Origin of the sequence: Lacticaseibacillus songhuajiangensis (assembly GCF_003946025.1) — a bacterium.
Lineage (GTDB): Bacteria > Bacillota > Bacilli > Lactobacillales > Lactobacillaceae > Lacticaseibacillus > Lacticaseibacillus songhuajiangensis.
The window spans coordinates 15,724-37,685 of the sequence record NZ_RHNR01000015.1 but is presented as its reverse complement, the minus strand read 5'-3'; the positions used below and the strand labels follow the sequence as shown (position 1 = coordinate 37,685).

21 protein-coding genes and 1 tRNA gene are annotated in these 21,962 nt (G+C 54.0%); 9 read left to right on the top strand and 13 right to left on the bottom strand.

The features are described from left to right. The first annotated feature begins 70 nt into the window (after positions 1-70). Positions 71-985, top strand: a complete 915-nt coding sequence (galU, locus tag EKM97_RS05395; protein ID WP_125571295.1) for a UTP--glucose-1-phosphate uridylyltransferase GalU — start codon at positions 71-73, stop codon at positions 983-985. A gap of 79 nt (positions 986-1,064) precedes the next feature. Here the strand turns inward: galU and EKM97_RS05390 are convergent, their stop codons facing one another. The 5 genes from EKM97_RS05390 to map form a co-directional block, all read right to left on the bottom strand. Further along, the gene (locus tag EKM97_RS05390) at positions 1,065-1,502 is read right to left on the bottom strand and encodes a hypothetical protein (protein WP_125571293.1); all 438 of its coding nucleotides are present in this window, start codon (positions 1,500-1,502) and stop codon (positions 1,065-1,067) included. A 130-nt stretch (positions 1,503-1,632) separates the two neighbouring features. Further along, entirely contained in the window at positions 1,633-2,703 is a 1,071-nt protein-coding gene (locus tag EKM97_RS05385; protein WP_125571291.1) for a phosphomevalonate kinase, read from the bottom strand. Positions 2,704-2,871: 168 nt separating this feature from the next. Beyond that, on the bottom strand, positions 2,872-3,429 hold the full coding sequence (locus EKM97_RS05380) for a YveK family protein (RefSeq protein ID WP_125571290.1): 558 nt from the start codon (positions 3,427-3,429) through the stop codon (positions 2,872-2,874). A 21-nt stretch (positions 3,430-3,450) separates the two neighbouring features. Beyond that, positions 3,451-4,434, bottom strand: coding sequence for a YihY/virulence factor BrkB family protein (locus EKM97_RS05375; protein ID WP_125571288.1), 984 nt, complete (start codon positions 4,432-4,434; stop codon positions 3,451-3,453). A gap of 34 nt (positions 4,435-4,468) precedes the next feature. Further along, the gene (gene map / locus EKM97_RS05370) at positions 4,469-5,260 is read right to left on the bottom strand and encodes a type I methionyl aminopeptidase (RefSeq protein WP_125571286.1); all 792 of its coding nucleotides are present in this window, start codon (positions 5,258-5,260) and stop codon (positions 4,469-4,471) included. A 197-nt stretch (positions 5,261-5,457) separates the two neighbouring features. Between map and EKM97_RS05365 the strand changes: the two genes are divergently transcribed. Then, on the top strand, positions 5,458-5,913 hold the full coding sequence (locus EKM97_RS05365) for a flavodoxin (RefSeq protein WP_125571284.1): 456 nt from the start codon (positions 5,458-5,460) through the stop codon (positions 5,911-5,913). A 74-nt stretch (positions 5,914-5,987) separates the two neighbouring features. Here EKM97_RS05365 and EKM97_RS05360 read toward each other — a convergent pair whose 3' ends face one another. Then, a complete protein-coding gene (locus EKM97_RS05360) occupies positions 5,988-6,830 on the bottom strand; it encodes a LysR family transcriptional regulator (RefSeq protein ID WP_164507445.1) in 843 nt (280 codons plus the stop codon). Positions 6,831-6,945: 115 nt separating this feature from the next. On the opposite strand from EKM97_RS05360, the gene EKM97_RS05355 reads away from it, so the two are divergent. Together EKM97_RS05355 and EKM97_RS05350 are read left to right on the top strand one after the other, a co-directional pair. Continuing rightward, entirely contained in the window at positions 6,946-7,980 is a 1,035-nt protein-coding gene (locus EKM97_RS05355; protein WP_225419217.1) for a YeiH family protein, read from the top strand. Positions 7,981-8,046: 66 nt separating this feature from the next. After that, entirely contained in the window at positions 8,047-8,646 is a 600-nt protein-coding gene (locus EKM97_RS05350) for a hypothetical protein (protein ID WP_125571280.1), read from the top strand. A gap of 206 nt (positions 8,647-8,852) precedes the next feature. On the opposite strand, the gene wecB is transcribed toward EKM97_RS05350, so the two are convergent. Next, positions 8,853-9,995, bottom strand: coding sequence for a non-hydrolyzing UDP-N-acetylglucosamine 2-epimerase (gene wecB, locus EKM97_RS05345; RefSeq protein WP_125571278.1), 1,143 nt, complete (start codon positions 9,993-9,995; stop codon positions 8,853-8,855). A 115-nt stretch (positions 9,996-10,110) separates the two neighbouring features. Continuing rightward, entirely contained in the window at positions 10,111-10,722 is a 612-nt protein-coding gene (locus tag EKM97_RS05340; protein ID WP_125571276.1) for a TetR/AcrR family transcriptional regulator, read from the bottom strand. 198 nt (positions 10,723-10,920) lie between these two features. Here EKM97_RS05340 and EKM97_RS05335 point away from each other — a divergent pair, with 198 nt between their 5' ends. The 5 genes from EKM97_RS05335 (at position 10,921) to EKM97_RS05315 (ending at position 17,551) form a co-directional block, all read left to right on the top strand. Further along, the gene (locus EKM97_RS05335) at positions 10,921-12,153 is read left to right on the top strand and encodes an aminopeptidase (RefSeq protein ID WP_125571274.1); all 1,233 of its coding nucleotides are present in this window, start codon (positions 10,921-10,923) and stop codon (positions 12,151-12,153) included. A gap of 788 nt (positions 12,154-12,941) precedes the next feature. Next, a complete protein-coding gene (locus EKM97_RS05330) occupies positions 12,942-14,606 on the top strand; it encodes a peptide ABC transporter substrate-binding protein (protein WP_125571272.1) in 1,665 nt (554 codons plus the stop codon). Positions 14,607-14,684: 78 nt separating this feature from the next. Next, positions 14,685-15,872, top strand: coding sequence for a tryptophan synthase subunit beta (gene trpB / locus EKM97_RS05325; RefSeq protein WP_125571315.1), 1,188 nt, complete (start codon positions 14,685-14,687; stop codon positions 15,870-15,872). A gap of 10 nt (positions 15,873-15,882) precedes the next feature. Further along, positions 15,883-16,635, top strand: a complete 753-nt coding sequence (trpA, locus tag EKM97_RS05320) for a tryptophan synthase subunit alpha (RefSeq protein WP_125571270.1) — start codon at positions 15,883-15,885, stop codon at positions 16,633-16,635. Positions 16,636-16,699: 64 nt separating this feature from the next. Further along, positions 16,700-17,551 carry a fructosamine kinase family protein gene (locus EKM97_RS05315; protein ID WP_125571268.1) on the top strand — a complete coding sequence of 284 codons (852 nt, stop codon included), beginning with the start codon at positions 16,700-16,702 and terminating at the stop codon, positions 17,549-17,551. A gap of 52 nt (positions 17,552-17,603) precedes the next feature. On the opposite strand, the gene EKM97_RS05310 is transcribed toward EKM97_RS05315, so the two are convergent. From EKM97_RS05310 to EKM97_RS05290, 5 genes are all read right to left on the bottom strand, one after another. Then, positions 17,604-17,677 (bottom strand) — tRNA-Arg (locus EKM97_RS05310). A 50-nt stretch (positions 17,678-17,727) separates the two neighbouring features. Next, entirely contained in the window at positions 17,728-19,485 is a 1,758-nt protein-coding gene (locus EKM97_RS05305) for a DUF6792 domain-containing protein (protein WP_125571266.1), read from the bottom strand. Positions 19,486-19,508: 23 nt separating this feature from the next. Further along, complete coding sequence (locus EKM97_RS05300) at positions 19,509-20,204, bottom strand: YjjG family noncanonical pyrimidine nucleotidase (protein ID WP_125571264.1); 696 nt, start codon at positions 20,202-20,204, stop codon at positions 19,509-19,511. Positions 20,205-20,231: 27 nt separating this feature from the next. After that, positions 20,232-20,582 carry a PTS lactose/cellobiose transporter subunit IIA gene (locus tag EKM97_RS05295; RefSeq protein WP_125571262.1) on the bottom strand — a complete coding sequence of 117 codons (351 nt, stop codon included), beginning with the start codon at positions 20,580-20,582 and terminating at the stop codon, positions 20,232-20,234. Between the two features lie 9 nt (positions 20,583-20,591). Next, positions 20,592-21,875 (bottom strand): DEAD/DEAH box helicase, encoded by a 1,284-nt coding sequence (locus EKM97_RS05290; RefSeq protein WP_125571260.1) that lies wholly within the window; start codon positions 21,873-21,875, stop codon positions 20,592-20,594. Between the last annotated feature and the right edge of the window lie 87 nt (positions 21,876-21,962).

Below are 21,962 nucleotides of genomic sequence, written 5' to 3'. Positions count from 1 at the left end.
CGGTGACTACCAAGTCCCGCCCGCATCTAGTAGAATGACAGTATCAATAATGATTAAGGAGAACGTCAAAATGAAAGTACGCAAGGCTGTTATTCCTGCTGCTGGGCTTGGGACCCGTTTTTTGCCAGCCACCAAGGCGCTGGCAAAGGAAATGTTGCCAATCGTTGATAAGCCAACGATTCAGTTCATCGTTGAGGAGGCTAAAGCTTCCGGTATTGAAGACATTCTGATTGTCGAGGGTAAACAGAAGCGCTCGATTGAAGATCACTTCGACTCCGCGCCTGAACTGGAAGCCAATCTGAAGGAAAAGCACAAGGATGCACTGCTTGAACTCGTGCACTCCACCACCGACATCGGTGTTAACCTCTTCTTCGTCCGCCAGCCATACCCGAATGGTTTGGGTGATGCGGTGCGTTTGGCCAAGTCCTTCATCGCCGACGAACCTTTTGTCGTGATGCTCGGTGATGACCTGATGAGCGACAAGGTACCACTCACCAAGCAGCTCATCAACGAATACGAAAAGACCCACAGTTCCATCCTGGCCGTTAAGCGCGTGCCTCATGAAGAAGTCTCCGCATACGGGGTGATCGACCCAAGTAACGAAGTTGAACCAGGCCTCTTCAACGTTTCCCGCTTCGTCGAAAAGCCGGCCGTTGAAGACGCACCTTCTGACCTGGCAATCATCGGGCGCTACCTGCTGACCCCCGAAATTTTCGACATTCTGGCCAAGCAGAAGCCTGGTAAGGGGGGCGAAATTCAGCTGACCGATGCCATTGACACACTAAACAAGACCCAGCGCGTGTTCGCCCACGAATTCACTGGCGACCGCTACGACGTTGGGAACAAGTTCGGCTTCGTCCAGACCACCATTGAATACGGTTTGACGCACCCTGAAGTTAAGGACCAGCTTCGCCCTTACATCGAAAACCTCGCCAAGCAGCTGGCTGCCGAAGACGCAGCGGCTGCCAAGAAGACAAAGAAATAATCTCTAGCAAAAAATCCGCCGTTCATCAGCGATGAATGGCGGATTTTTTTGTTGCGCGTAACTAGAATGACGTCACCAGTTAGTGCTGAAACACGGGCTGCAAGCTGCGCAAGACAAGTAGCAAAATAAGCAGTACAGTTAGTGCACGAATCCACAAAATGCCAAAACCCACCGCGCCAAACGCAAAAGCTTCAAAGCCGAGGCCAACAATCGGCAAGTACACACCCACGGCGAAGATGAGCGTGGCGAACACCGCCGCGTACGGAAGTGGCCGCGTCGCCACGATTGTCGCCAATTGTTGCAACATCCAACCCACAAAAGTGATGCCGCATAGCAGCAACAGCGTCGGCCAGAGAATGCTACCCGTGTACACGTACGCCATTTCTGGTTTACCGGTGAACATATTGATTGACAACGGCAGCGCGTTACCGAGCAACTTTTGCTGCCAAAACAAAACGAGTACTTCCGCTCCCAACCATAAGCCGGTCAAGAGTGTTGCCAATTGATGTTTAGCCATCTCGTGCCTCCAAACAACTGCAACGCCTGAACCATACCGTGATTAGTGTAGGTCTGCGGTACAATTTGTACAAGGAAAAAGCGGCGGGGATACCATCTAATCGGCATCCCCACCGCTTCATTCGCACTCATTAATCAATCTCGTGCACTCGTAAATCCAGTGGCTCAATTGCCGCCTGCCGCCACTGCTGCAAGAGGGGGGTGACGGACTTGGCGCGATCAATAATCACAATCCCGCAGTCCCCACCACCGGCACCAGAGAACTTGGCGGCACCGCCGAAGCTGTCGGCAATCTGCCGCAGCCGTTTGAGCGGCTTAGTTTCAATCTGCACGCCGGAGAAATCCGCGAGGCGCGCCAACAAGCGCCGGTTCTCATTAATGCCTTTTTGGATGATCTCAAGACTCTGCGCCCGAAAACCCGCAATCAGATTTTCAATCGTTTGCTCGCTGTCCGCCAGAAACTGAGCGTATTCTTCATGCTTCTGCGCTTTAGCCAGGGCAATCTTGTCGACCAACTGGGAAGTCGATGCCGGCGAACCGGTCCACCCAACCAGGAGCCGCAAATTGCTTGGTGGTGTCAGCAACTCAATCTGCAAGCGCGGCCAGTCCATTGTCAGCAGTTCACTGAGGCTGTACTGCTTGCGTGCAAGCGCCAGCCAGTCCTTATCAAAGGACCGGTAGGCAATCCAGCCACCATAAACAGAGGCCGCAATGTCGCCCAGTGAGCCATTCCCCTGCACTTCCAGATGCGCAATCGCCGCCAGCTTGTAAAGCTGGGGCGCACTCATCTGCAAATCGTAGAATTCGTTGAGTGCCTTCACGGTCGCCACGGTCACCGCGGCGGAACTGCCCAAGCCGTACTTCTTGCCGTCAATGGAATCCAAATCGGAATCCACCGCCAACTTGTACAAGCCGAGTTCCTTGCCGCACTGGGTGGCGTATTCTTCCGTCAGCCGAATTGCGGACAAAATGTAATGGAAGGGATTGTCCCGGTTGTCGAAAACCAGATTACCGCCTTCGCGGCGCCAGTAGATTGAGTTCTCCTGGTACTGTTTGGACAAAATGCTGCCGTATTCGGCCGCCTTTTCCACCGTTACGGTCACAAATTGATTCATCGCCACAACTATGGCTGGATAACCCGTTTCCACCACCGCATATTCGCCGGCGATGTACAATTTTCCGGGTGCTTTTGCTGTAACCACCTGTGTTACTACCCCTTCCACTGGTCCACTAACCATTTCCGAAACTTCAGTGTACACCTTTGTGTCAATTCCGCTTCACTCTGGTTGTGCGTTTTTACCAAAATACAATCATTATGCTACCCTGGGCACGCAAAAATAGGAGCATCCGCTCCCATTCTGTGCTTCAGCCTAGCGCCGTTGCCGCTTGGGCGCATCCAGTTCGTCAGTCGTGACCAAGTACTTCGGGCGCGGCCAGAACGAAATGATGAGTCCCAGCACTAGCCCTGCGGCCGCGCTAATTAAGCCATTGCGGAGCAAGTGAATGTCCGCATGTTTGCTGGCCGCTGGCGCACTCAATACTTTGACGCCCGCTTCCTTGCGCAGTTGCTCTGTCAGGCTATTCTCCGCGGCCTTTGCGGCGCCGGACTTGGCCAATTTTAGTTTGAGCGTCACCACGCGGCTGCCCTTGTGCTGCTCAATCTGCAGACCCTGCTTAAGCGCACTACGACTGACACCCGCTGCATCCGCAGCCGTTTGCTGCACGGCGCGGGTTGTGAGCAAGTCACGTGCAGTTGCCGCATCCTTTTGCAAAAGCAACTGGGTCTCGGTGCCATAACTCGGTTTGATCACAAAGTAGCTGGCAGCAAGGCCAATCCATGTGCAAATGATAATGCTCCACAGCGTGATGAACCACTTGTGGGTGCTCTTTGAGCGCCGTTTTAATTCTGACCGCTTTCTGCCATCCATAGTAATTCTCCCAACATTTCACTAATTCATATTCTTAAAGATATTGACGAGCCGCCGCCCGAAATCATAAAACTTGCCCTGGGTTGGCTCCGCCTGACCGTAAAAGTACTCGTGTAGCACCGCATTCAAAATGGCGCCGATAATCATGATTGCAGAGCTGAAGAACAACCACAGAAGCAGGACGATGAACGCCCCAAGTGTGCCGTAGGTGTTGAAGGTTTTGCCGAAGTACTGCATGTACCAGGAAAACACCTGCGAGAGTACCAACCAGCCGGCCGTTGTAAAAATGACCCCTGGTGTGATGGTCCAGAACTTCATGCGAGCGTTGGGCAGATAATAATCCACCACGATGAGCGCAACCACCAGGATGCTGACGGTCGCCGGCCAGCGCCACGTCATGAAGACGTTCAGCCAGGCGGTCGGCAGCGTTAACTGCTCCGTCAACCACTCAATGAATTGCTGCCCGAAGGCGAACACAATCATCGTGCCAATCACGGCAATGACCAGAATCACCATCATCACCATGGAAACCACGCGCGCGAGGACAAAATTCTGGACGTTCGCCTTAATTTTGTAGGCGCGGTTATAGGCGCTCTTCAGTGACGCAATTCCCAGACTGGCCGCCCACAAGGTCAGCACCGCCCCGATTCCCAGCCAGGTTGTGCTCGGATGGGCAGCTAAATCGTGCAGGACTGGGTGAATAGTCGCCAACACATTGCCCGGAATGAGTTGACTCAGCACGTTGCTGAGTCCAGTGAACCGCAGCCCCAAGTGGGGCAAAATGTTAATGACCAGCAGGGCCGTTGGAAACAGCGACAAGATGGCGTAATACGCCAGCGCCGCGGCTGCCTGGTCAATCTGTGCTTCACCGAGGCGGCGGAAGAACAGCCGCACGGTCGCCAGAAACCGACCGCGGGCGGTCAGGTGCCGCTTGTAAATTGGTATATTTGGTTCCTTTTCAACGTGTTTATGCCGCATCGGCAAACGTAAGGACCGCTTCGCCATTGGAGCGGCCTCCCCTCATTTTAAATGGTGCGAATTAAAGGTATTTCGCGTCGAATTCAGGATCTTGACTCGTGAGAATCTTCGGCCCGTCGTTCGTAATGGCCAGCGTGTGTTCGTACTGAGCACTCAGGGAGCCGTCCTGACTGACGTAGTACTGCCAGTCTTCGTTAGGCACTTCCTTGACCCCAATCCGCCAAGTACCGGTGTTAATCATCGGTTCGATGGTAATGGTCATCCCCGCCTTGAGGCGCAGACCCTTGCCCGCCTCACCGTAGTTCGGCACGTTAGGCGCTTCATGCATCGTCGGCTGAATGCCGTGACCAATCAGGTCGCGCACGTCGCCATAACCATTTTCTTCTTCCGTGTACTTTTGAATCGCCGCGCCAATATCGCCAATGCGGTTGCCAACAACCGCCTGGTCAATCCCCAAGTAAAGGGCCTTCTTGGTCACGTCCATCAGCTTCTTGGCTTCGGCGCTAACTTCGCCCACGGCGTAAGTCCAGCAAGAGTCGCTCATGTAACCGTCTTTGTTCACGACGGTATCCACCTTCACCAGGTCCCCTTCTTTGAGAATGAGGTCCTTGCGGGGTTCGGCGTGCGCCACTTCATCATTGACACAGACACAGGTGGCGTACTGGTAGCCTTCAAAGCCAATTTGTTCAGCAATCGCGTCGTGATCGGCGTAATACTTGCGGGCGAACTCTTCAATTTCCCAGCTGGAAATACCAGGCTTGATAATGTCGCGCAGTCCGCGGTGCATCCCTGCCAGGATGGCACCAGATTCCCGCATACCGTCGATTTCACGTTCTGATTTAATTGTAATCAAGTTAATCCCTCCATAATATCCTCTATAACTATACACTACGCCAAAATGTTTAGCACGATGCACCGTCCTAAATCGCCAAAATCTGTCATTTTTCTAACCAAGCGTCACTTGTCTGCTATAATGACGCTAGCAAAGTGGCGCGTCGTCATTACTGACATCGTGAAACGTGAGGTGCGCCCAAACATCAGGAGGACATAATGGCAAGTGCACAAATTGTTTACGCAAGCATGACCGGCAACACCCAGGAAATGGCCGAGACCATCGAGGACACACTCATTGACCTCGGGGTTGACACCACCCTCACCGAAATGACGCAGGCAGTCGCGAGCGACTTCGAACAGGCGGATATCTGCATCATCGCCGCTTACACCTACAGCGATGGCGGCCCCGGCCTGCTGCCCGATGAGGCAGACGGATTCTTCGAGGACCTCGAAGAACTCGACTTGAGCGGCAAAGTTTACGGGGTCTGCGGCAGTGGTGACACCTTCTACGACGACTTCGCAGTGGCCGTCGACATGTTCGACAAGGCTTTTGCCAAGACCGGCGCCAAGCGGGCAACCGACTTACTCAAGATCAACCTCGCCCCTGAAACCGATGAAGACTTCGATAAACTCGACAAGTTCGCGCAGGACCTCGTCAGTGCCGTTCAATAAGGTTCCATCCATCTGAATTCGTTACTTAAGAAGCTTCCGACTTTATTCACAAAGGCCGGGGGCTTTTTAGCGCTTCACCCCTGTTGCGCATGGTTCGTGTGCGCCTGCAACAACCGTTGCGCCGCTTTTGCCAGGAACGCCCCTGCGCCATCAAGTTGTGGCTTATCGCTCGTTTCAGGTAACAGCTGGTAAAACTGGCGGCGGTAATTCGGGCCCAAATCGCGCTGGGCCAAACCGCCGGTCAGTCGACTCGAGACAATCGCACGGCCGTAGCCTCGCCGCAGTAAATCCACAATCAGTGCGTTATTAGCAATCTCAAGCTGTGGTTCCTGAACGTTATGCTCCGCGAAGTACCGTTTTGTGAAGTAATTCACACCCGAGTCCACTTCGCGAACGAGCCATGGGCCCGGATTCTCAACGAGCACTAGTTGATCTGCGCCCAAAGTGTGGCGGCGCAGCTTGGACGCCACCAATGGTTTCTCGATAAAGCCAATATCGAGGCTATGATTTAAAAGTCCGGTCACGACCGCCTGGGAATTCACGACTGTCACGTGCACGTCCAGCTGCGGAAAGCCCGCAACTAGCTCCGGCAGTAATTGCGGTAGCACCGTCGCGGCAAAAGTATGCGAACTGGCGATGCGCAGGCTCATGCGCGCCGCCGCACCATTATTCAGCCGCCGGTGCAGTTCCTCCCAATCATCCAGCAACTTGACCGCCTCATCGTAAAGTTGTTCCGCAGCAGGCGTGATACCGAGTTCCCCCCGCCCGTTGCGAATGAACAGTGTGCTCCCAAACTCTGCCTCGAGCTGCTTAATTTGAGCAGACACCGTTGGTTGCGCAATAAACAAAAGTCGTGCCGCTTGCGAAAAGCTGCGGGTCTCGTAAACCATTTTGAAAGTCGCCAAATTTTTAAGCATGGGGTCGCTCCTCATTTTGCTATCAATATTTCTGATAGCAGTTATCATAGCAATCAATCACGTTAATGAAAAGACTCCCGTATACTGAAAACATTCGGAAAGGAGTCCTGATTTCTTGGACACAACAAGCACACGCACTCAGCTTCAAAAGTACAGCGCCATTATCCCTGGTCTGCTCACGGCCTTCATAGTGACACTCATGGCCCGCGGCTTGGCCATTTTCGTGCCCCAGGTTGGCGCGGCAACGCTCGCCATCCTTCTGGGGATTGTGTTCGGCAACACTATTTGCCGCAATCCTGCTCTCGGCGTCGGGACCAAGTTTGCGGAGAGTAAACTACTGGAATGTTCAGTGGTACTGCTCGGACTCACCGTCACCTTCCAAACAATCGGGCAAATTGGCTGGCAAGGCATCCTTTACGTGCTGGCCATGATGAGTACTGTCATCGCAGTTGCTTACCTGCTCGGCCGGCGCCTAGGTTTTGGTCAAAAAATGGCACTAATGATGGCCGGCGGCAACGCGGTTTGCGGCTCCTCAGCCATCGGGGCCATCGCGCCAGCTATTCGCGCGGATGACGAGGAAAAGGGGCAAATTATCACACTGGTTAACCTGCTCGGAACCGTGATGATGCTAACGCTCCCCTTCCTCGGCAACGCCGTCTTCGGTGACAACCTGCTCGCCAAAAGCGCCTTACTGGGCGGCACCTTACAGTCCGTTGGCCAAGTCGTTGCGGGTGCCAGTCTGATCAGCCCAGCGACCGTGCAGATGGCGATGCTTTTCAAAATTATGCGTATCATGATGCTCGTCGTGGTGGTGGCACTCTTCACGCGGCTAGCGGGCACTAAGACCACCGCCCGCACCGCAACCTCAGATGCGCGACCCCGGTGGCACCTGCCCATCCAGTGGTACGTGCTGGGCTTCCTCTTGCTGTGCATCTTGAATAGCACCGTCGCACTCCCCACGGCACTTGCTTCCGGTGCCCATGGCATCAGCACGTGGTTCGAAACCATTGCCCTCGCGGCGATTGGCTTGCGGCTTGATTTTGCCAAATTCATGCAACAAGGTGTTCGCTTTGCGCTGTATGGCATCGGCGTCGGGTTGACCCAAACCGTTGCGGCACTTGTGCTAATCAATCTACTCAAGATAAACTAAGCAATCAATTGAAACAACGTTGCACAGCAGTCCAATTTTTGGCTATACTGTTTTAATGCAAAAAAAGTGCTTGGAGAAGATTATGAAAAAAAAGTTGCTATCACAACACTAGGACTCTTAACTGCAGGCGGACTTGCTGGATGCGGTCCAATGGGTACAAGTTATTACGCAAACACCGCAAGTGACGATGGTTTCGAAAGCATCAAGTCTACTAAACACCATGATAATGGTGACTTTTACAGTCAAACTACATTTAACAACGACGGCACATACTATCGTTATGAGCACGGTCGAAGTTTCGATTACTCAACCACACCGAAGCGTGTGGACACGCTGTTTTATGAATATGAAATTGGCACATGGAAGAAAAAGGGAAATAAAATTACCACCACTTTGAGTTGGAACGGACTGATTGACAAGCACGTACAAATAAAATCTAAGGACGGAAAATCACACTACAAATATCAATCCTCAAAATCAGGCACTTCAACTATCTATCGATTTAATAAAAATAAACAGTTGGTGGGACGTACTTACAAAGATCCCCAGTCCGGTGCGACGACTTCGGAGACAAAAGCAGAAAAAATCCAACCAGAAAAGGCAGGACTAAAAGGACTCAAGTCTAAGTTCAAAAAACAAATAAACATACTTCATGCCGAAAAATGAACTTTGAGACTGCATTAATGTGCATACAGATAAGATAGGGCATAAAGACTCACAGCCTCTACCTGAAATACGCAATAATCCTCTCAATTCACATCGTATCCAGCTTAAAAAGGCTGGATAGACGAAGTAATTTCCATACATTAGATTCAATCATTTTATAAATAAAAAAGGGACCCCGTCACATCACGGGGTCCCTTTAATTGCACTTACTTGAATTCTTCTGGCTTGTCCTGCCGCTGACCAAAATGGTAAGCAATGGCGTCCAGAATCCGGCGGGAGGCTTCCCCATCGCCGTATGGGTTCTTTGCTTCCGCCATGCGCTTGTACTCAGCCGCGTCGTCGAGCAAGCTAATCATGTTGCTGCGCACTGCATCCGGATCTGTCCCGACCAGCTTCAACGTGCCGGCCGTAACACCTTCTGGACGTTCAGTCGTATCACGCAGCACCAGCACGGGCTTGCCGAGGGATGGTGCTTCTTCTTGCACACCACCAGAATCGGTCATGATGAAGTAGCTCCGGGCAGCGAGGTTATGGAAGTCCACCACGTCCAGTGGGTCAATTAAGTGAATCCGCGGGTGGTTGCCCAGAATCGACTGTGCAGCTTCCTGCACAACCGGGTTCAGGTGCACAGGGTAGATGATTTCAACATCATCATGCGTCTGCACAACGTCCAGCATCGCCTTGAACACGCGGCGCATTGGTTCGCCCTGGTTTTCGCGGCGGTGCATGGTCACCAGAATCATGCGCTTATCCTGATCAATCAGGTCCAGGACATCATGGTGGTAGTCACTGTCAACGGTTTGTTTCAGCGCATCAATCGCGGTATTCCCAGTCACGTAAATGTGGTCAGCCGCGTGGTTCTCCTGCAGCAAGTTCGCCCGGCTCTGCGTGGTTGGTGCAAAGTACATGTCCGCGAGCACGTCAGTCAACTGGCGGTTCATTTCTTCAGGATATGGACTGTACTTGTTCCAGGTCCGCAGTCCCGCTTCCACGTGCCCAATCTGGGTTTGGTGGTAGAAGGCACTGACACTAGCTGCAAAAGTCGTCGTGGTGTCGCCATGAACGAGCACAATGTCCGGTTTTTCCTTATCCATGACATCAGCGAGCCCCATGATGACGTTGCTGGTAATCTGGTCCAGGGTCTGGCGCTGCTTCATAATGTCCAGGTCGTAATCCGGCGTGATTTTGAAAATCTCAAGCACCTGGTCGAGCATCTGCCGGTGCTGGGCGGAAACGACGCAGACGCCTTCAAACTCATCACTGCGTTCTTGCAAGGCCTTCACGATGGGGGCCATTTTAATGGCTTCCGGGCGCGTGCCGAAAACCGTCATTACTTTAATCTTTTTCATCTGTAATCTCTCCAATACTCTAACGTTTAACATTATACCAGAGACCTAAACAGAAAGAGACCGCCTACACCAATATCGGCGCAAGCGGTCCCAAAATTTAGAGTTTGTTTAGTTTTTAAGCCTGACGAGATGCCCGGGTCACCTGAGCAATGATATCTTCACCACTGTGCATAGACAAACGGTCGTTTTCAATCAATTCCTTAATGACAACGTTCAGGATTTCGACCATCTGGGAGTGGGACATCGTGATGAAGCCAGAAGTCATCAGGTCCGCAATCCCGGTTGCAACAATCCACAGTCCGGAAATGACATTGCCCTTCTGGGTGTCAGACAGGTTCTGCACGGATTCGTACTGGTCCAAACGCTTGAGCGCAGCGTCGATAGCAAAGGTACGCATGTCGTCAACACCGAAGTGGTCTTCCACGAAAACGGCCTGGTACAGGTTGTGGTTCTCAAGTGCGAAGTCGATGTACGTGAGCGCCAAGTCAATGACAGGATCGTTTGTGTAAACCTTATCAAACTTCTCAGTCAGTTCGCGCTTAATCTTGTCCATCACGGCCTCACGTAATTCGGCCATGTTACTGAATTCTAGGTAGATAGGCTGGGTTGAGCAGCCGATTTCTGCGGCGATGTTACGGGCCGTAAACTTCTTAAATCCTTGTGAAACTACGAGCGCATATGCAGATTCGAGAATCTGCTCGCGCGTAATTGTTTTGTGTCGTGCCATTTTTGGGTCCCCCTATATCTTTGACAGCAGCGTATCCCCCCGGAAAGCTACTTGTTATTAATTGTATTTTAACAAACCTGCTAAGAATAACAATACCCTTGACGTAAAAGTTTAGCCCTATTTACTAAGCTTCCCTTAAAACGCGACCAACACTTCTATGCTAGAATGTTCTTAAAATAGAAAGCGAGGTTATTCTCAATGGCCACTACAGATTTCGCAATGAATCTCAAAAAATATGCAGATTTGACAGTCCAAACCGGGGCTAACGTTCAGCCCGGCGACACCGTTTACGTTCAGGTTGCGGTAGACCAGGCACCCCTTGCCCGCCTCATCGTCGCTAGTGCTTACAAGGCCGGCGCCGCTGAAGTACTCATCCAGTGGCAAGACGACACCCTCTCCCGTCTAAACCTCACCCACATGGCAGACGACCGCCTCGAAAACGTTCCCCCTTACATCAAGGGCATGTTCGACTACTGGGTAGACAACAACGCTAAGCGCATCACCGTCATCAGTGCCGATCCCGATAACCTCGCCAGTGTTGACCCCGGCCGGGTTGCCAAGTACACGGCCGGCTTCCAGAAAGCCTACGCGCGCCTGAGTGACGCTATCACTACCAACCAGATTAGCTGGACCATCATCGGTGCAGCCAGTCCCAAGTGGGCACAGAAGGTCTTTCCTGACTTGTCCGCTACGGACGCGCTGGCCAAACTGTGGGACGAAATTTTCACGACGACCCGTGTTTACGCCGACGACCCTGAGGCTGCCTGGCAGAAACACGTCGCCACGCTGAACGAAAAGGCCGCTTGGCTCAACGATCAGCAGTTCGACGCCATTCACTACAGTGCGCCCGGCACTGACCTCACCGTCGGCCTGCCTAAGCATCACATCTGGACGGCCGCAGGCTCGCGGAACCCTAAAGGCGAGTTCTTCATTCCGAACATGCCGACGGAAGAAGTCTTTACGGTTCCTGACCACCACCGCATTGACGGGACGGTCAGCTCCACCAAGCCGCTTTCATACTCGGGCAACGTCCTCGAAGGCATGCATTTTACCTTCAAGAATGGTGAGGTGATCAACTACAAGGCTGACCGCGGCGAAGAAGTGCTTAAGCAGTTGTTCACCATTCGCGGCGCCAAGTCCCTTGGTGAAGTCTCTCTGGTGCCAGACCCATCCCCAATTTCGCAATCCGGCATCATCTTCTTCAACACGCTCTTTGACGAGAACGCTTCTGACCACATGGCCTTTGGTGAAGCTTACCCATTCTGCGTTGAAGGTGGCGTTGAAATGAGTCCTGAAGAACGTGAACGCGTCGGTTTGAACGATGCGGACACCCACGTGGACTTCATGATGGGCTCAGCACAAATGGATATTGACGGCATTACCCAAGACGGTCAGCTGGTGCCAATCTTCCGCAATGGTGATTGGGCCTAAGCAATAACATTTTTTGACATTAGCTTGCTAAATGAGTCCCCTGAATGCAGAATTCTGGGGGCTTTTTTATTCGCAGGACAAATTCTAAAGGGCATTTTAACTCGTTATTTTGGCCCCTTTATTCTCAATTTCAAACTGTTATTTGGAAATATTTGCATACATTTGTGAGCACCGCGAACCCCTGATGGCACCCGTTTAATGGCCACTTTTTGCGTCTAGCGCTGATGCTAGACGCGCGAATTTTTTATGAATACATGTTGACAGCGGTTAATCAGCGCGCTATGCTCTGGTCAATTAAACAAGTTCAAGCAAACCGATGAGGTGGAGATCAAACCTGTTGTGCACGTACAGAGAGTTGCCGGTGATGAGAATGGCAGCCGAACGCAGACAGGCAAATGGACCACCGAGGGATCCGGCAAAAGCATTTGCAAGTCACCGGGTACGTGTTGGCATACGTCAGTTGCCGGGAGAGTGTTGGCTCTTCGCTAAGTGTGACTACAGGGACCGTTGCAGGCAATTGCTTCTGCGACGTGTCCAGTCGCTTAACGTCGAGCCCGCAGCGGAATGCATCCGTTGCGGGCTTTATTTTACGCAACTGTGGTCGAATTAAGGTGGCACCGCGGAAAATCCGTCCTTAATCTGAGTCTTTTTGACGCAGATTAAGGGCGGATTTTTTTGCTTGAACGGAAAAGAGGTCGTATTTTGCAAACAGCAGCACAAGCGGGCATCCGCGGTGCACCACCGCAGCACTAATCGCAGTCACTCGCACATGAAGGAGAAGTTTCAGCATGTTATTGGGAACCCGCAACACAGTTAAAACCATCGGCACACTCGGCAGCATCAGCGTAGCGGTACTTTTGCTCGCCGCCTGTGGCCAGCAGCAAAGCAAGCCATCCAGTCATATCAACGTCGCCATCAGCGCCGAACTACAGACGCTGGATCCCGACCACGTGGTGGAGACCACTGGCGATGAAGTGCTCAAGAACACTCAGGAAGGATTGGTGGTGATTGGCAAGCACAACCAGGTCACGCCGGGAGTTGCTAAAAGTTGGCAGGTTAGCGCCGACGGCAAGCAGTACAGCTTCACGCTCCGCCGCAACGCTAAGTGGAACAACGGCAAGGCCGTCACCGCCCGCGACTTCGTTTATGCTTGGCGGCGCGCGGTCAACCCGCAGACCAAATCCGAGAATGCCTACCGCTTCTCCGGCATCACTGGGGCCGACCAGATTAGTAGCGGCAAGCTAGCTACCAGCAAACTAGGCGTCCAAGCGGTCGGCAAGTACAAACTAGTCGTGCACCTCGACCACCCGCTTACCGCATTCATGCAGGAAGTCGCCGAACCCGCTTTTGGACCCCTGCAAAAGGCGACTGTCAGCAAGTACGGCAGTAAGTACGGGACGGACGCGCGCTATGTTGCCAGCAACGGTCCCTTCGTCGTCAAGAAGTGGCATGGCACTAGTGATTCCTGGACTTTGGTTAAGAATCCGCAGTACTGGAACCACAAGCAGACCAAACTCACGGCGGTAACCTACCACGTTTTGAAAACTGCTGAGACCGGATTGAACATGTACGAATCCGGACAGCTCGATCAGACGACACTCACCGGCAGCCAGGTCGCTAACGAAAAGCGCAACAAGGGCTTCGTCAACGTCCCCAGCGGCACCAACGTCTACGTTCAATTCAACCAGAAAACGCCAACCGGCGGCGCAAGCGTCAAGAAAGCACTTAACAACGTTAACATTCGCAAAGCTTTGTCGCTGACGCTCAACCGCAAGGAATTCGTGCAGAAAACCCTCGATGATGGCTCAATCATGGCCAAAGGTTTAGTGACCAGCGGCATGGCCAGCAAGTCCGGTACGGATTTTGCCGACGCGGCTTACGTTCAGAATCCGCGCAATAATGGGGTCGCTTACGACAAGCAGCTCGCCAAAGCGCTGTGGCAAAAAGGCCTCCAGGAAGTGGGACTCAAGAAACTCGCCCTGACACTCACTATGGATGACGATGACACCCATGACACCATCGTGCAGTACCTGCAGGGCGCATGGACCAGCGACCTGAAAGGTCTAGACGTCACCATCAAAAAGGTGCCCAAGCCGACACGAATCAAGGACATGCAAAGCGGCACCTTCGACGTCATCGTCGCCGGCTGGAGTCCTGATTACGCCGATCCAGCATCCTTCCTCGATATTTTCACCAGCAGCAATCCTTATAACATTGGCGGTTACAACAACGCCGCATCCGATAAACAGATGCAAATTGCCGACACCACCGCGGACACCAACACTCGCTGGAACGCCATGGTCAAGGCCGAACAAATTATCATGCAGGACCAAGGTGTCCTGCCGCTCTACCAACTGTCTACCGCCTACCTGCGTAACCCAAAGATTAAAGGCGTCGTCCATAACGCGGCGGCGGCCGATCCAGGTTGGCGTGGTGTCAGCATCAACAAATAACTCGTTAACATTGACTCACAATCACAAGGAGATTTTATGATGACAAACACAAATCCGTCTTACGATCCAGAAACTTCAATGAACAACGGCCGCTACATGGAATACGGCGGCCAGTACCTGCCCGAAGTGCTGGCCCCCGAAATCCAGCGCGTCGCGGACGCCTATGCCAAGTACAAGGACGACCCCGAGTTCCTGAACGAATTTCACACCCTACTGCGTGAATACGCCGGCCGGCCATCGCTGCTCTACTATGCCAAGAACATGACTGAAGACCTCGGTGGCGCCCAGATTTACCTAAAGCGTGAAGACCTCAACCACACCGGTGCTCACAAAATTAACAACGTCATCGGTCAGGCGCTCATCGCCAAGCGCATGGGCAAAACCCGGCTGATTGCCGAAACTGGTGCCGGTCAGCACGGCGTGGCCACCGCCACGATTGCCGCCCTCTTCGGCATGGAATGTGAGGTCTTCATGGGCAAAAAGGATACCGACCGCCAGCGGCTGAACGTCTACCGCATGGAACTGCTCGGTGCCAAAGTGCATGCAGTCACTAGCGGCTCCATGGTGCTTAAAGACGCCGTGAACGCCGCCCTCCAGAACTACGCCCAGCGCAGCGATGACACCTTCTACGTTATCGGTTCCGCCGTTGGTCCGCACCCTTACCCCGCGATGGTGCACGACTTCCAGAGCGTGATTAGTAAAGAATCCAAGCAGCAAATTCAGACCGTTGCCGGCCGCCTGCCAGATTACGTCGTTGCCTGCCTTGGTGGCGGGAGTAACGCCATCGGCAGTTTTGCTGATTACATTGGCAATGACTCCGTGCAGTTGATTGGTGCCGAAGCGGCCGGCAAGGGCGTCGACACTGCCATGACCGCCGCCACCATGAAGCTCGGTAGCACCGGCATTTTCCACGGCATGAAATCCCGCTTCCTGCAAAATAAGGATGGCCAAATCGACGCCGTGTACTCCATCTCCGCTGGCCTGGACTACCCTGGCATTGGCCCTGAACACGTTGCCCTGATGGACTCTGGCCGCGCGCAGTACGTCGCCATCACCGATGATGAGGCCGTTGACGCCTTCGAATACATTGCCAAAGAAGAAGGCATCATCGCTGCCATTGAAAGCTGCCACGCCGTCGCTGAGGTGAAGAAGCTCGCACCAACGCTGAGTCGTGACAAGATCATCATCTGCACACTGTACGGACGTGGTGACAAGGACGTGGCGTCCATCGCCAAGTACCGCGGCATCGAACTGAACGAAGATTAGGAGGAAAATCATGACAACAACTAAATTAAGCGCAGCGTTCACACCCAAGGCCTTCATCCCTTACCTGATTGCCGGCGATCCAGATATTGAGACCACTGTCAGCAACATCCAGGCACTCACTACTGGCGGCGCCGACGCCATTGAACTGGGTATCCCCTTCTCTGACCCCGTCGCTGACGGCCCAGACATTCAGGCTGGTGACCTGCGCGCCTTTGCCGCGGGTATCAGCGTCGCCGGTGTCTTTGACATCGTGGCTGCTGCACGCAAATTCACGGACGTACCCTTCATCTTGGTCACCTACGCCAACATCCCCTTTAAGTTTGGCTACGATGCTTTTTGCGCCCGCTGCAGTGAATTGAACGTAGCCGCCTTAATCATTCCCGACTTGCCGCTGGAAGAGCAAGGCGAAATTCGCCCCAGCGCCGACAAGTATGGCATCAGTATCATCGCAACCGTGCCGCTAAACAGCGAGCCCGCACGCATTGCAGCGTTGGCAGCACCCGCGGAATTCGCCCTCTTGCAGGGTGACCCCACTGGTGTTGATCTCAGCGCTCTGACAACAAGCCTCAAGCAAGCTGGCGTTCGCAGCATTGTGGGTCTCGGCAGCGCAGATGCTACGCAAGCCGCAACACTGGCAGCCAGTGCCGATGGTGTCAGCATCGACACCACTACCGTGCAGCTGATTGCCAAGCAAGACGCGACGACAAGTCAGAAGCTCACCGAACTGGCCGCAACATTGTCCGCAGCGGTGCACGGCGCCTAAAGTCACCTTTTGCTACTAGCATCTGCTGGTCGCCGGCCTTATGCTGGTGGCGGGAGGGATGCACATGTTAACAAAGGAATGGCTCGCTAAATTACCACTCGCCGGGATCACGCTAGCTGCGCCCGTTGGTGGTGGCGACGTGAACGCGGCTTACCACTTGCAAGCAGACAGTCAGGATTATTTTCTGCTCGTCCAAGCGCAACAACCCGCCAGCTTTTACGCTGGTGAGATTGCCGGTCTGCGCGCCTTTGCGGACGCACAGGTTTTGGCTCCACGGGTCATCGCCAGCGGCCAAATCCAGGGCGACGCGTACCTGCTCTTGAGCTATTTGACGAATGGTAGCGGCAATCAGGCCGACCTAGGCCGTCTAGTCGCCAAGTTGCACAGCCACCGCGGACAGCGCTTCGGCTTTACGCAACCCTACGCCGGCACCAGCGTCAGTTTTGCCAATGACTGGACGGATAGTTGGGCGCAATTGTTCATCGAACAACGCCTCGACAAACTGGCCAAACACATTGTGGCCAAAAATCTTTGGCAAGCAACCGACATGGCCGCTTATCAAGCAGTGCGCAGCATCATCAGTCGTGAACTCTCTGAACACCGCAGCATCCCCGTGCTCCTGCATGGTGATCTGTGGTCCGGCAACTACCTGTTCACGGCGGACGGTGCCCCCGCGTTGATTGACCCTGCTGCCCTGTATGGTGACCGCGAATTCGACATTGGCATCACCACCGTGTTCGGCGGCTTCGGAGCTGATTTTTATAGTGCCTATCAGGAGGCGCTGCCACTGGATTCCGGCTGGCAGCGGCGACTGCACTTTTACCGGTTGTACTATTTGATGGTGCATCTGGATAAGTTTGGTGCTACTTACTACGCGGCCGTGAGTGCGGAAATGCAGACCATCCGCAATGGATAAAAAGAGGACCGTAACGAAAAATCGTTACGGTCCTCTTTTGTTGCAGTGACAATGCGCCAGGCGAGACTCGAACTCGCTACCTACAGTTTAGGAAACTGTTGCTCTATCCAGGTGAGCTACTGGCGCACAACACGCTTAATTCTACGATAGGCCAAATGCGCTTGCAAGTGGCAAAGCTAATCCCCCGCCGCGAGCAGGTGCATCGGTAGCGGCAATTGTAGCTTCGCCGCTGCACTGACACGCGTCACCGGCCAACCGAGCGCTTCATCCGTGATGATGAACTTGGCGCCATTGACGATGTGCATGTTGATCATCGTATCCATCAGCGGGGAATTGAGACTACTGAGGAACTCCCGCTGCCGGTGCAAGTTGAACAAAATACTGCGCCAACTGGCCTTCTTTTTGCTATTGGTTTCAATCTGAATTGGCCGCGGCGGCTGGGCAAACAGCCCCGTGGCGTACAGATAGGCAAAGACGTGGTTAATAAAGCGGGCGACCTCCTGCTGATTACTACTACGCAATAGCGAAATCAGCAAGCCAGATAGATAGGAAGTGAGCTGGCTGAGCAACTGGCCCGCCGAATTGGCGCGTTCGAGCCGCTGCAGCGCCTTATCCACGATGAGCATTAGCAGTTGCAGTTCCCGCCCACTCAGAAAATTGCCCAAGTGGCCGTTGAATGGGTAGTGCCAATCACGCAAGGTGTAGCGCTCGCGCCGGGCGAACACCACGGTGCCCGGTGCAAAATTGAACAGCTCAGTGAAGTCACTGGCAAATGAGCGGTCAACAATCTGCGACGCCGGTTCACCCCACTGCTGCATGACGTCCTCCAGATCCAGTGCGCCGCGATTCTTGTGGTCGGCGAGTTTAGCGAGCACCCGCCACTGGCCGGCTGTAAAGCGCTTGGGCGCCGCTAATTCGAGCTGTCGCACTTGCAGCGGCACGGAGTTCACGGTAAAGCCACCAACAAACGGATGCCGGAGCAACTGCACGGCCTGCACCAGTTGGCCGCCCAGTGAATGACCCAAGGCGTAGATTGGCGCAGATGGCGCGGCGGCTTGCACCAGTTCAACAAACTGCAACGCATAACGCAATTGATCGTTCTGGTTCTGCTTCCCGAGGAGCACCGACCGCAACATATAATCCCAGTCGCGGGCAGTTTCTTGCCACTCGCCATTTTGGCCGCTACGCTCGGCACCTCGGAAGTTGATGATGACTTGCGTTTGCCCACCCGTCTCGAGCAAGTAGGCATTACCCGCGATGCCGCTTGGCGCAGCTTGGGGCAAGCTCGTGCGCACGTCCATGATACGTACGTCATCCAGCAGCACGTGCGCATAATGATAACTCAGGAAACGTACAAAGGCCGCGGGGGTGACGCCCGGAAAATCATGCGGGTACGCGTCAAATTCCATCAGGATGCAGAGCAACTCCCGATTTGCAAACACCTCAGCCGCTGAACCACGGTGCGCCAGACGCGGCCGGTACAGGGGACTGGCAGTAATGTTCAATTCGAGCACCATGACCAGTTCACGCATTTTGGCCGGCAGACTGTTGTGCAAAATGCCCGCAAACTCCTTGCTCATGGCCGCCAGTGGCGCGTCCACATCGACACTCAACCCCGAAACGTGACTGGCAATTAATTCATCGCACGACTGCAGGCAACGCGTCTTGACGGCAGAATCCGTCAGAACGTGGTGCCGGGAAATAGTCAAACGAACGTGATTGAGTAGCGCGGCGCGGCGTCGACAGAGCAACTGCAAGAAAATGCCAATGCGGCGCTTGTCTGCCTGCACACGGGTATGTTCAGCGGGCTGCTGGGCAAGCGGAATCAGTGCGTTGAGCTCAAAGTTCACCTCGTCAAAGCGTTCACAAATAGCCCAGAGCGAGCGCGTCTGGGCTAACAGTTCTTGTACTCTTCCCTTACTCCGGTCGCTCATCACACACCACCCCAAGAACTCAACTAGAAGTCTGCCACCAACATTTTGCCTAATTCATCCAGACTGTCGACCTCGTAGTTGGGGTGCAGTTCGGTGTTGTTCTGACTGCCAGCCAGGTTGACCCAGACCGTCTTCAGGCCGTAGTTCACGCCGCCACGAATGTCGGAGTTCAGACCGTCACCAATCATCAATGTGTTCTGCCGCGTTAATTCTTTTTCGGCAGCAAAAATGGCGTCAAAGAATTTAACGTCCGGCTTGTCGTGGCCCAGCTCTTCAGAGATGTACACCCCGTCAAACAAAGGCGCGAGATGACTGTCCCGCAGGCGCTGGTGCTGCGTGGCACTGTTGCCGTTCGTGCCGGCCAAGATACGAAAACCCTGGGCGTGCAAGTTCGTGAGCAGTGTCTTTGCGCCCGGTTCACGCTTGTGACCACTGTTGAGCAGCTGGCGGTACTGTTTTTCCATGGCGTGCGCAGGCAACTCCGTGCGGGCAATCGCCTTGAGGAACGATGCAAAACGCACGTCCAGAAGCTGCTCCCGGGTGATTTCACCGCGTTCTAGCTGCGCCCACAAGCCGTGGTTAACCCGTTCGTAAATTGCGCGGGTCTGCGCATCATCGGTGATCCCGTAATCCGCAAAGACCTGCGTCAGGCCATCCGCTTCGCTAGCGGAGAAATCAAGTAAGGTGTTGTCCAAATCAAAAATCAGGTTCGCGTGCATTTTGCATCCTTTCCGTTAAGCAGTTGTCTATTTCTTGGCGTCGAGCCGGTTTTCCAGCTCGGTCAATTCGCGGTAAGTGTCCACGAATTGGTCCGCCATGTCGATTATCGTGAGCGCATTACTCAGGTGGTTTTCAGCGTGCACGAGCAGGACGCTAAAGTCCGCGCCATCACCGCGCGCCTCTGCGCTGAGCAGGCTGTTGTGCGCAACCTGCGCGTTCTTCACGGCGACCCGGGCATTGTTCATGCAGGTGGCTGCGGCTGCGAAGTCGCGGGCCTTGGCTGCTTTAATCGCCGCCATTGCTGCACTGCGCGCCTCGCCGCCATTCATGATAATGCTCATCACTTCACTTGGGTTGTCTTCTGGAACTGTACTCATTCTCCCCACCTATTTCTTTTTCGGCTTGCCCTTGTTCTTGCGGGCCTTCGTCCGAATCTTTTTGTGTGGCTTGCGTTTGCTGCTCGTTTCCGCGGCCGGCTTGTGTGGCGTCCGTTCAGGGCGTGTTTCACCCGCAGCCGTCCGTGTCGTCTTGGCCTTCGCTTCCGTTTCTGGCACTTCTTCATGCTCAGGACGCTCGGTCGTCAGTTTGCCGTCAACCAGGTAGGCGCGCTCAATGTCGTAATCACCAGCAAGTTTACGCAGATCCCGCAGGTCATGCGCATCCCCCATCGTGATGACGGTCCCCGGGTTACCCATTCGCCCGGTGCGCCCGCTACGGTGGACGTAAACCGTGCTATTGCGCGGCACTTCGTAGTTGATGACAGCGGGGAGCTTCGGAATATCCAGGCCGCGACCCGCCAAATCAGTCACGAGCAGCAGGTTGATTTTGCCCTTGCGCAGCAGAGACAGTGCCTGCTTGCGGGCCATGGAGCGATCCATCCGGTCCAGAGTGGCAAACTTCACCTTCTGGTGCCGCAAAATGCCGGCAACTTTGTTCAAACTAGAGTTCTTGTTGAAGAAGACCAATGCGCGGAAATTATCCGTCCGCGCCAACTTGCCGAGCCACTCGACTTCGCGTTCGCGTCCGCCCTGCATGAAGTAATGCTTGACCGGACCACGCGTCTTATCGATGGCCCGGACGTCAATAGTGCGCACTTCCTGACCGAACCACTTCGGCAAGTCGCGCAAGATGGGACTGCTCGTCGCCGAGAAGAAGCTGAGCTGCACGTCGCCAGGTGCTTTGGCAGCAATGGCGCGCACCTGCGTCAGGCCCGGTTCACGAAGCAGTTCGTCCGCTTCGTCAATCACCAATGTAATTAAACGGGAGGCATTCACCCGCCCGGAATCAAGCAGCTCCAGCAAGCGGCCAGCCGTGGCCACGATGACCTCGGGGTGCTTCTTGAGTTGTTCCTTCTGCCTGGCAACGTTCGCGCCCCCAGTCAGGCCAATCAGTTTGAGGTCAACAGCCTGCGCGTATGGCAGCAGCACATCGCGGGTCTGGATGGCCAGCTCCTGTGATGGCGCAATCAGCAAAGCTTGCAGCCCATCTCCCGGCAGCAGTTTCGCCAGGATTGGCAGACCAAAGGCCAGGGTCTTCCCGGAACCGGTTGGTGCCAGTCCCACAATATTCTCATCGTGCATCAGCGGCTCTTGCACGGCCTGTTGAATGGCCGTTTGTTCGGTAAAGCCCGCCTTTTGCCATAAATCCTGAAACGGTGCCGGAATCGTCATTTTTAATATCTCCTAATCGTGTTGCGTACTCTGCTATATCTTACTATATTTTGCCCCCGCCGTTTGCACTTTCCGCGCAGTGCAAAC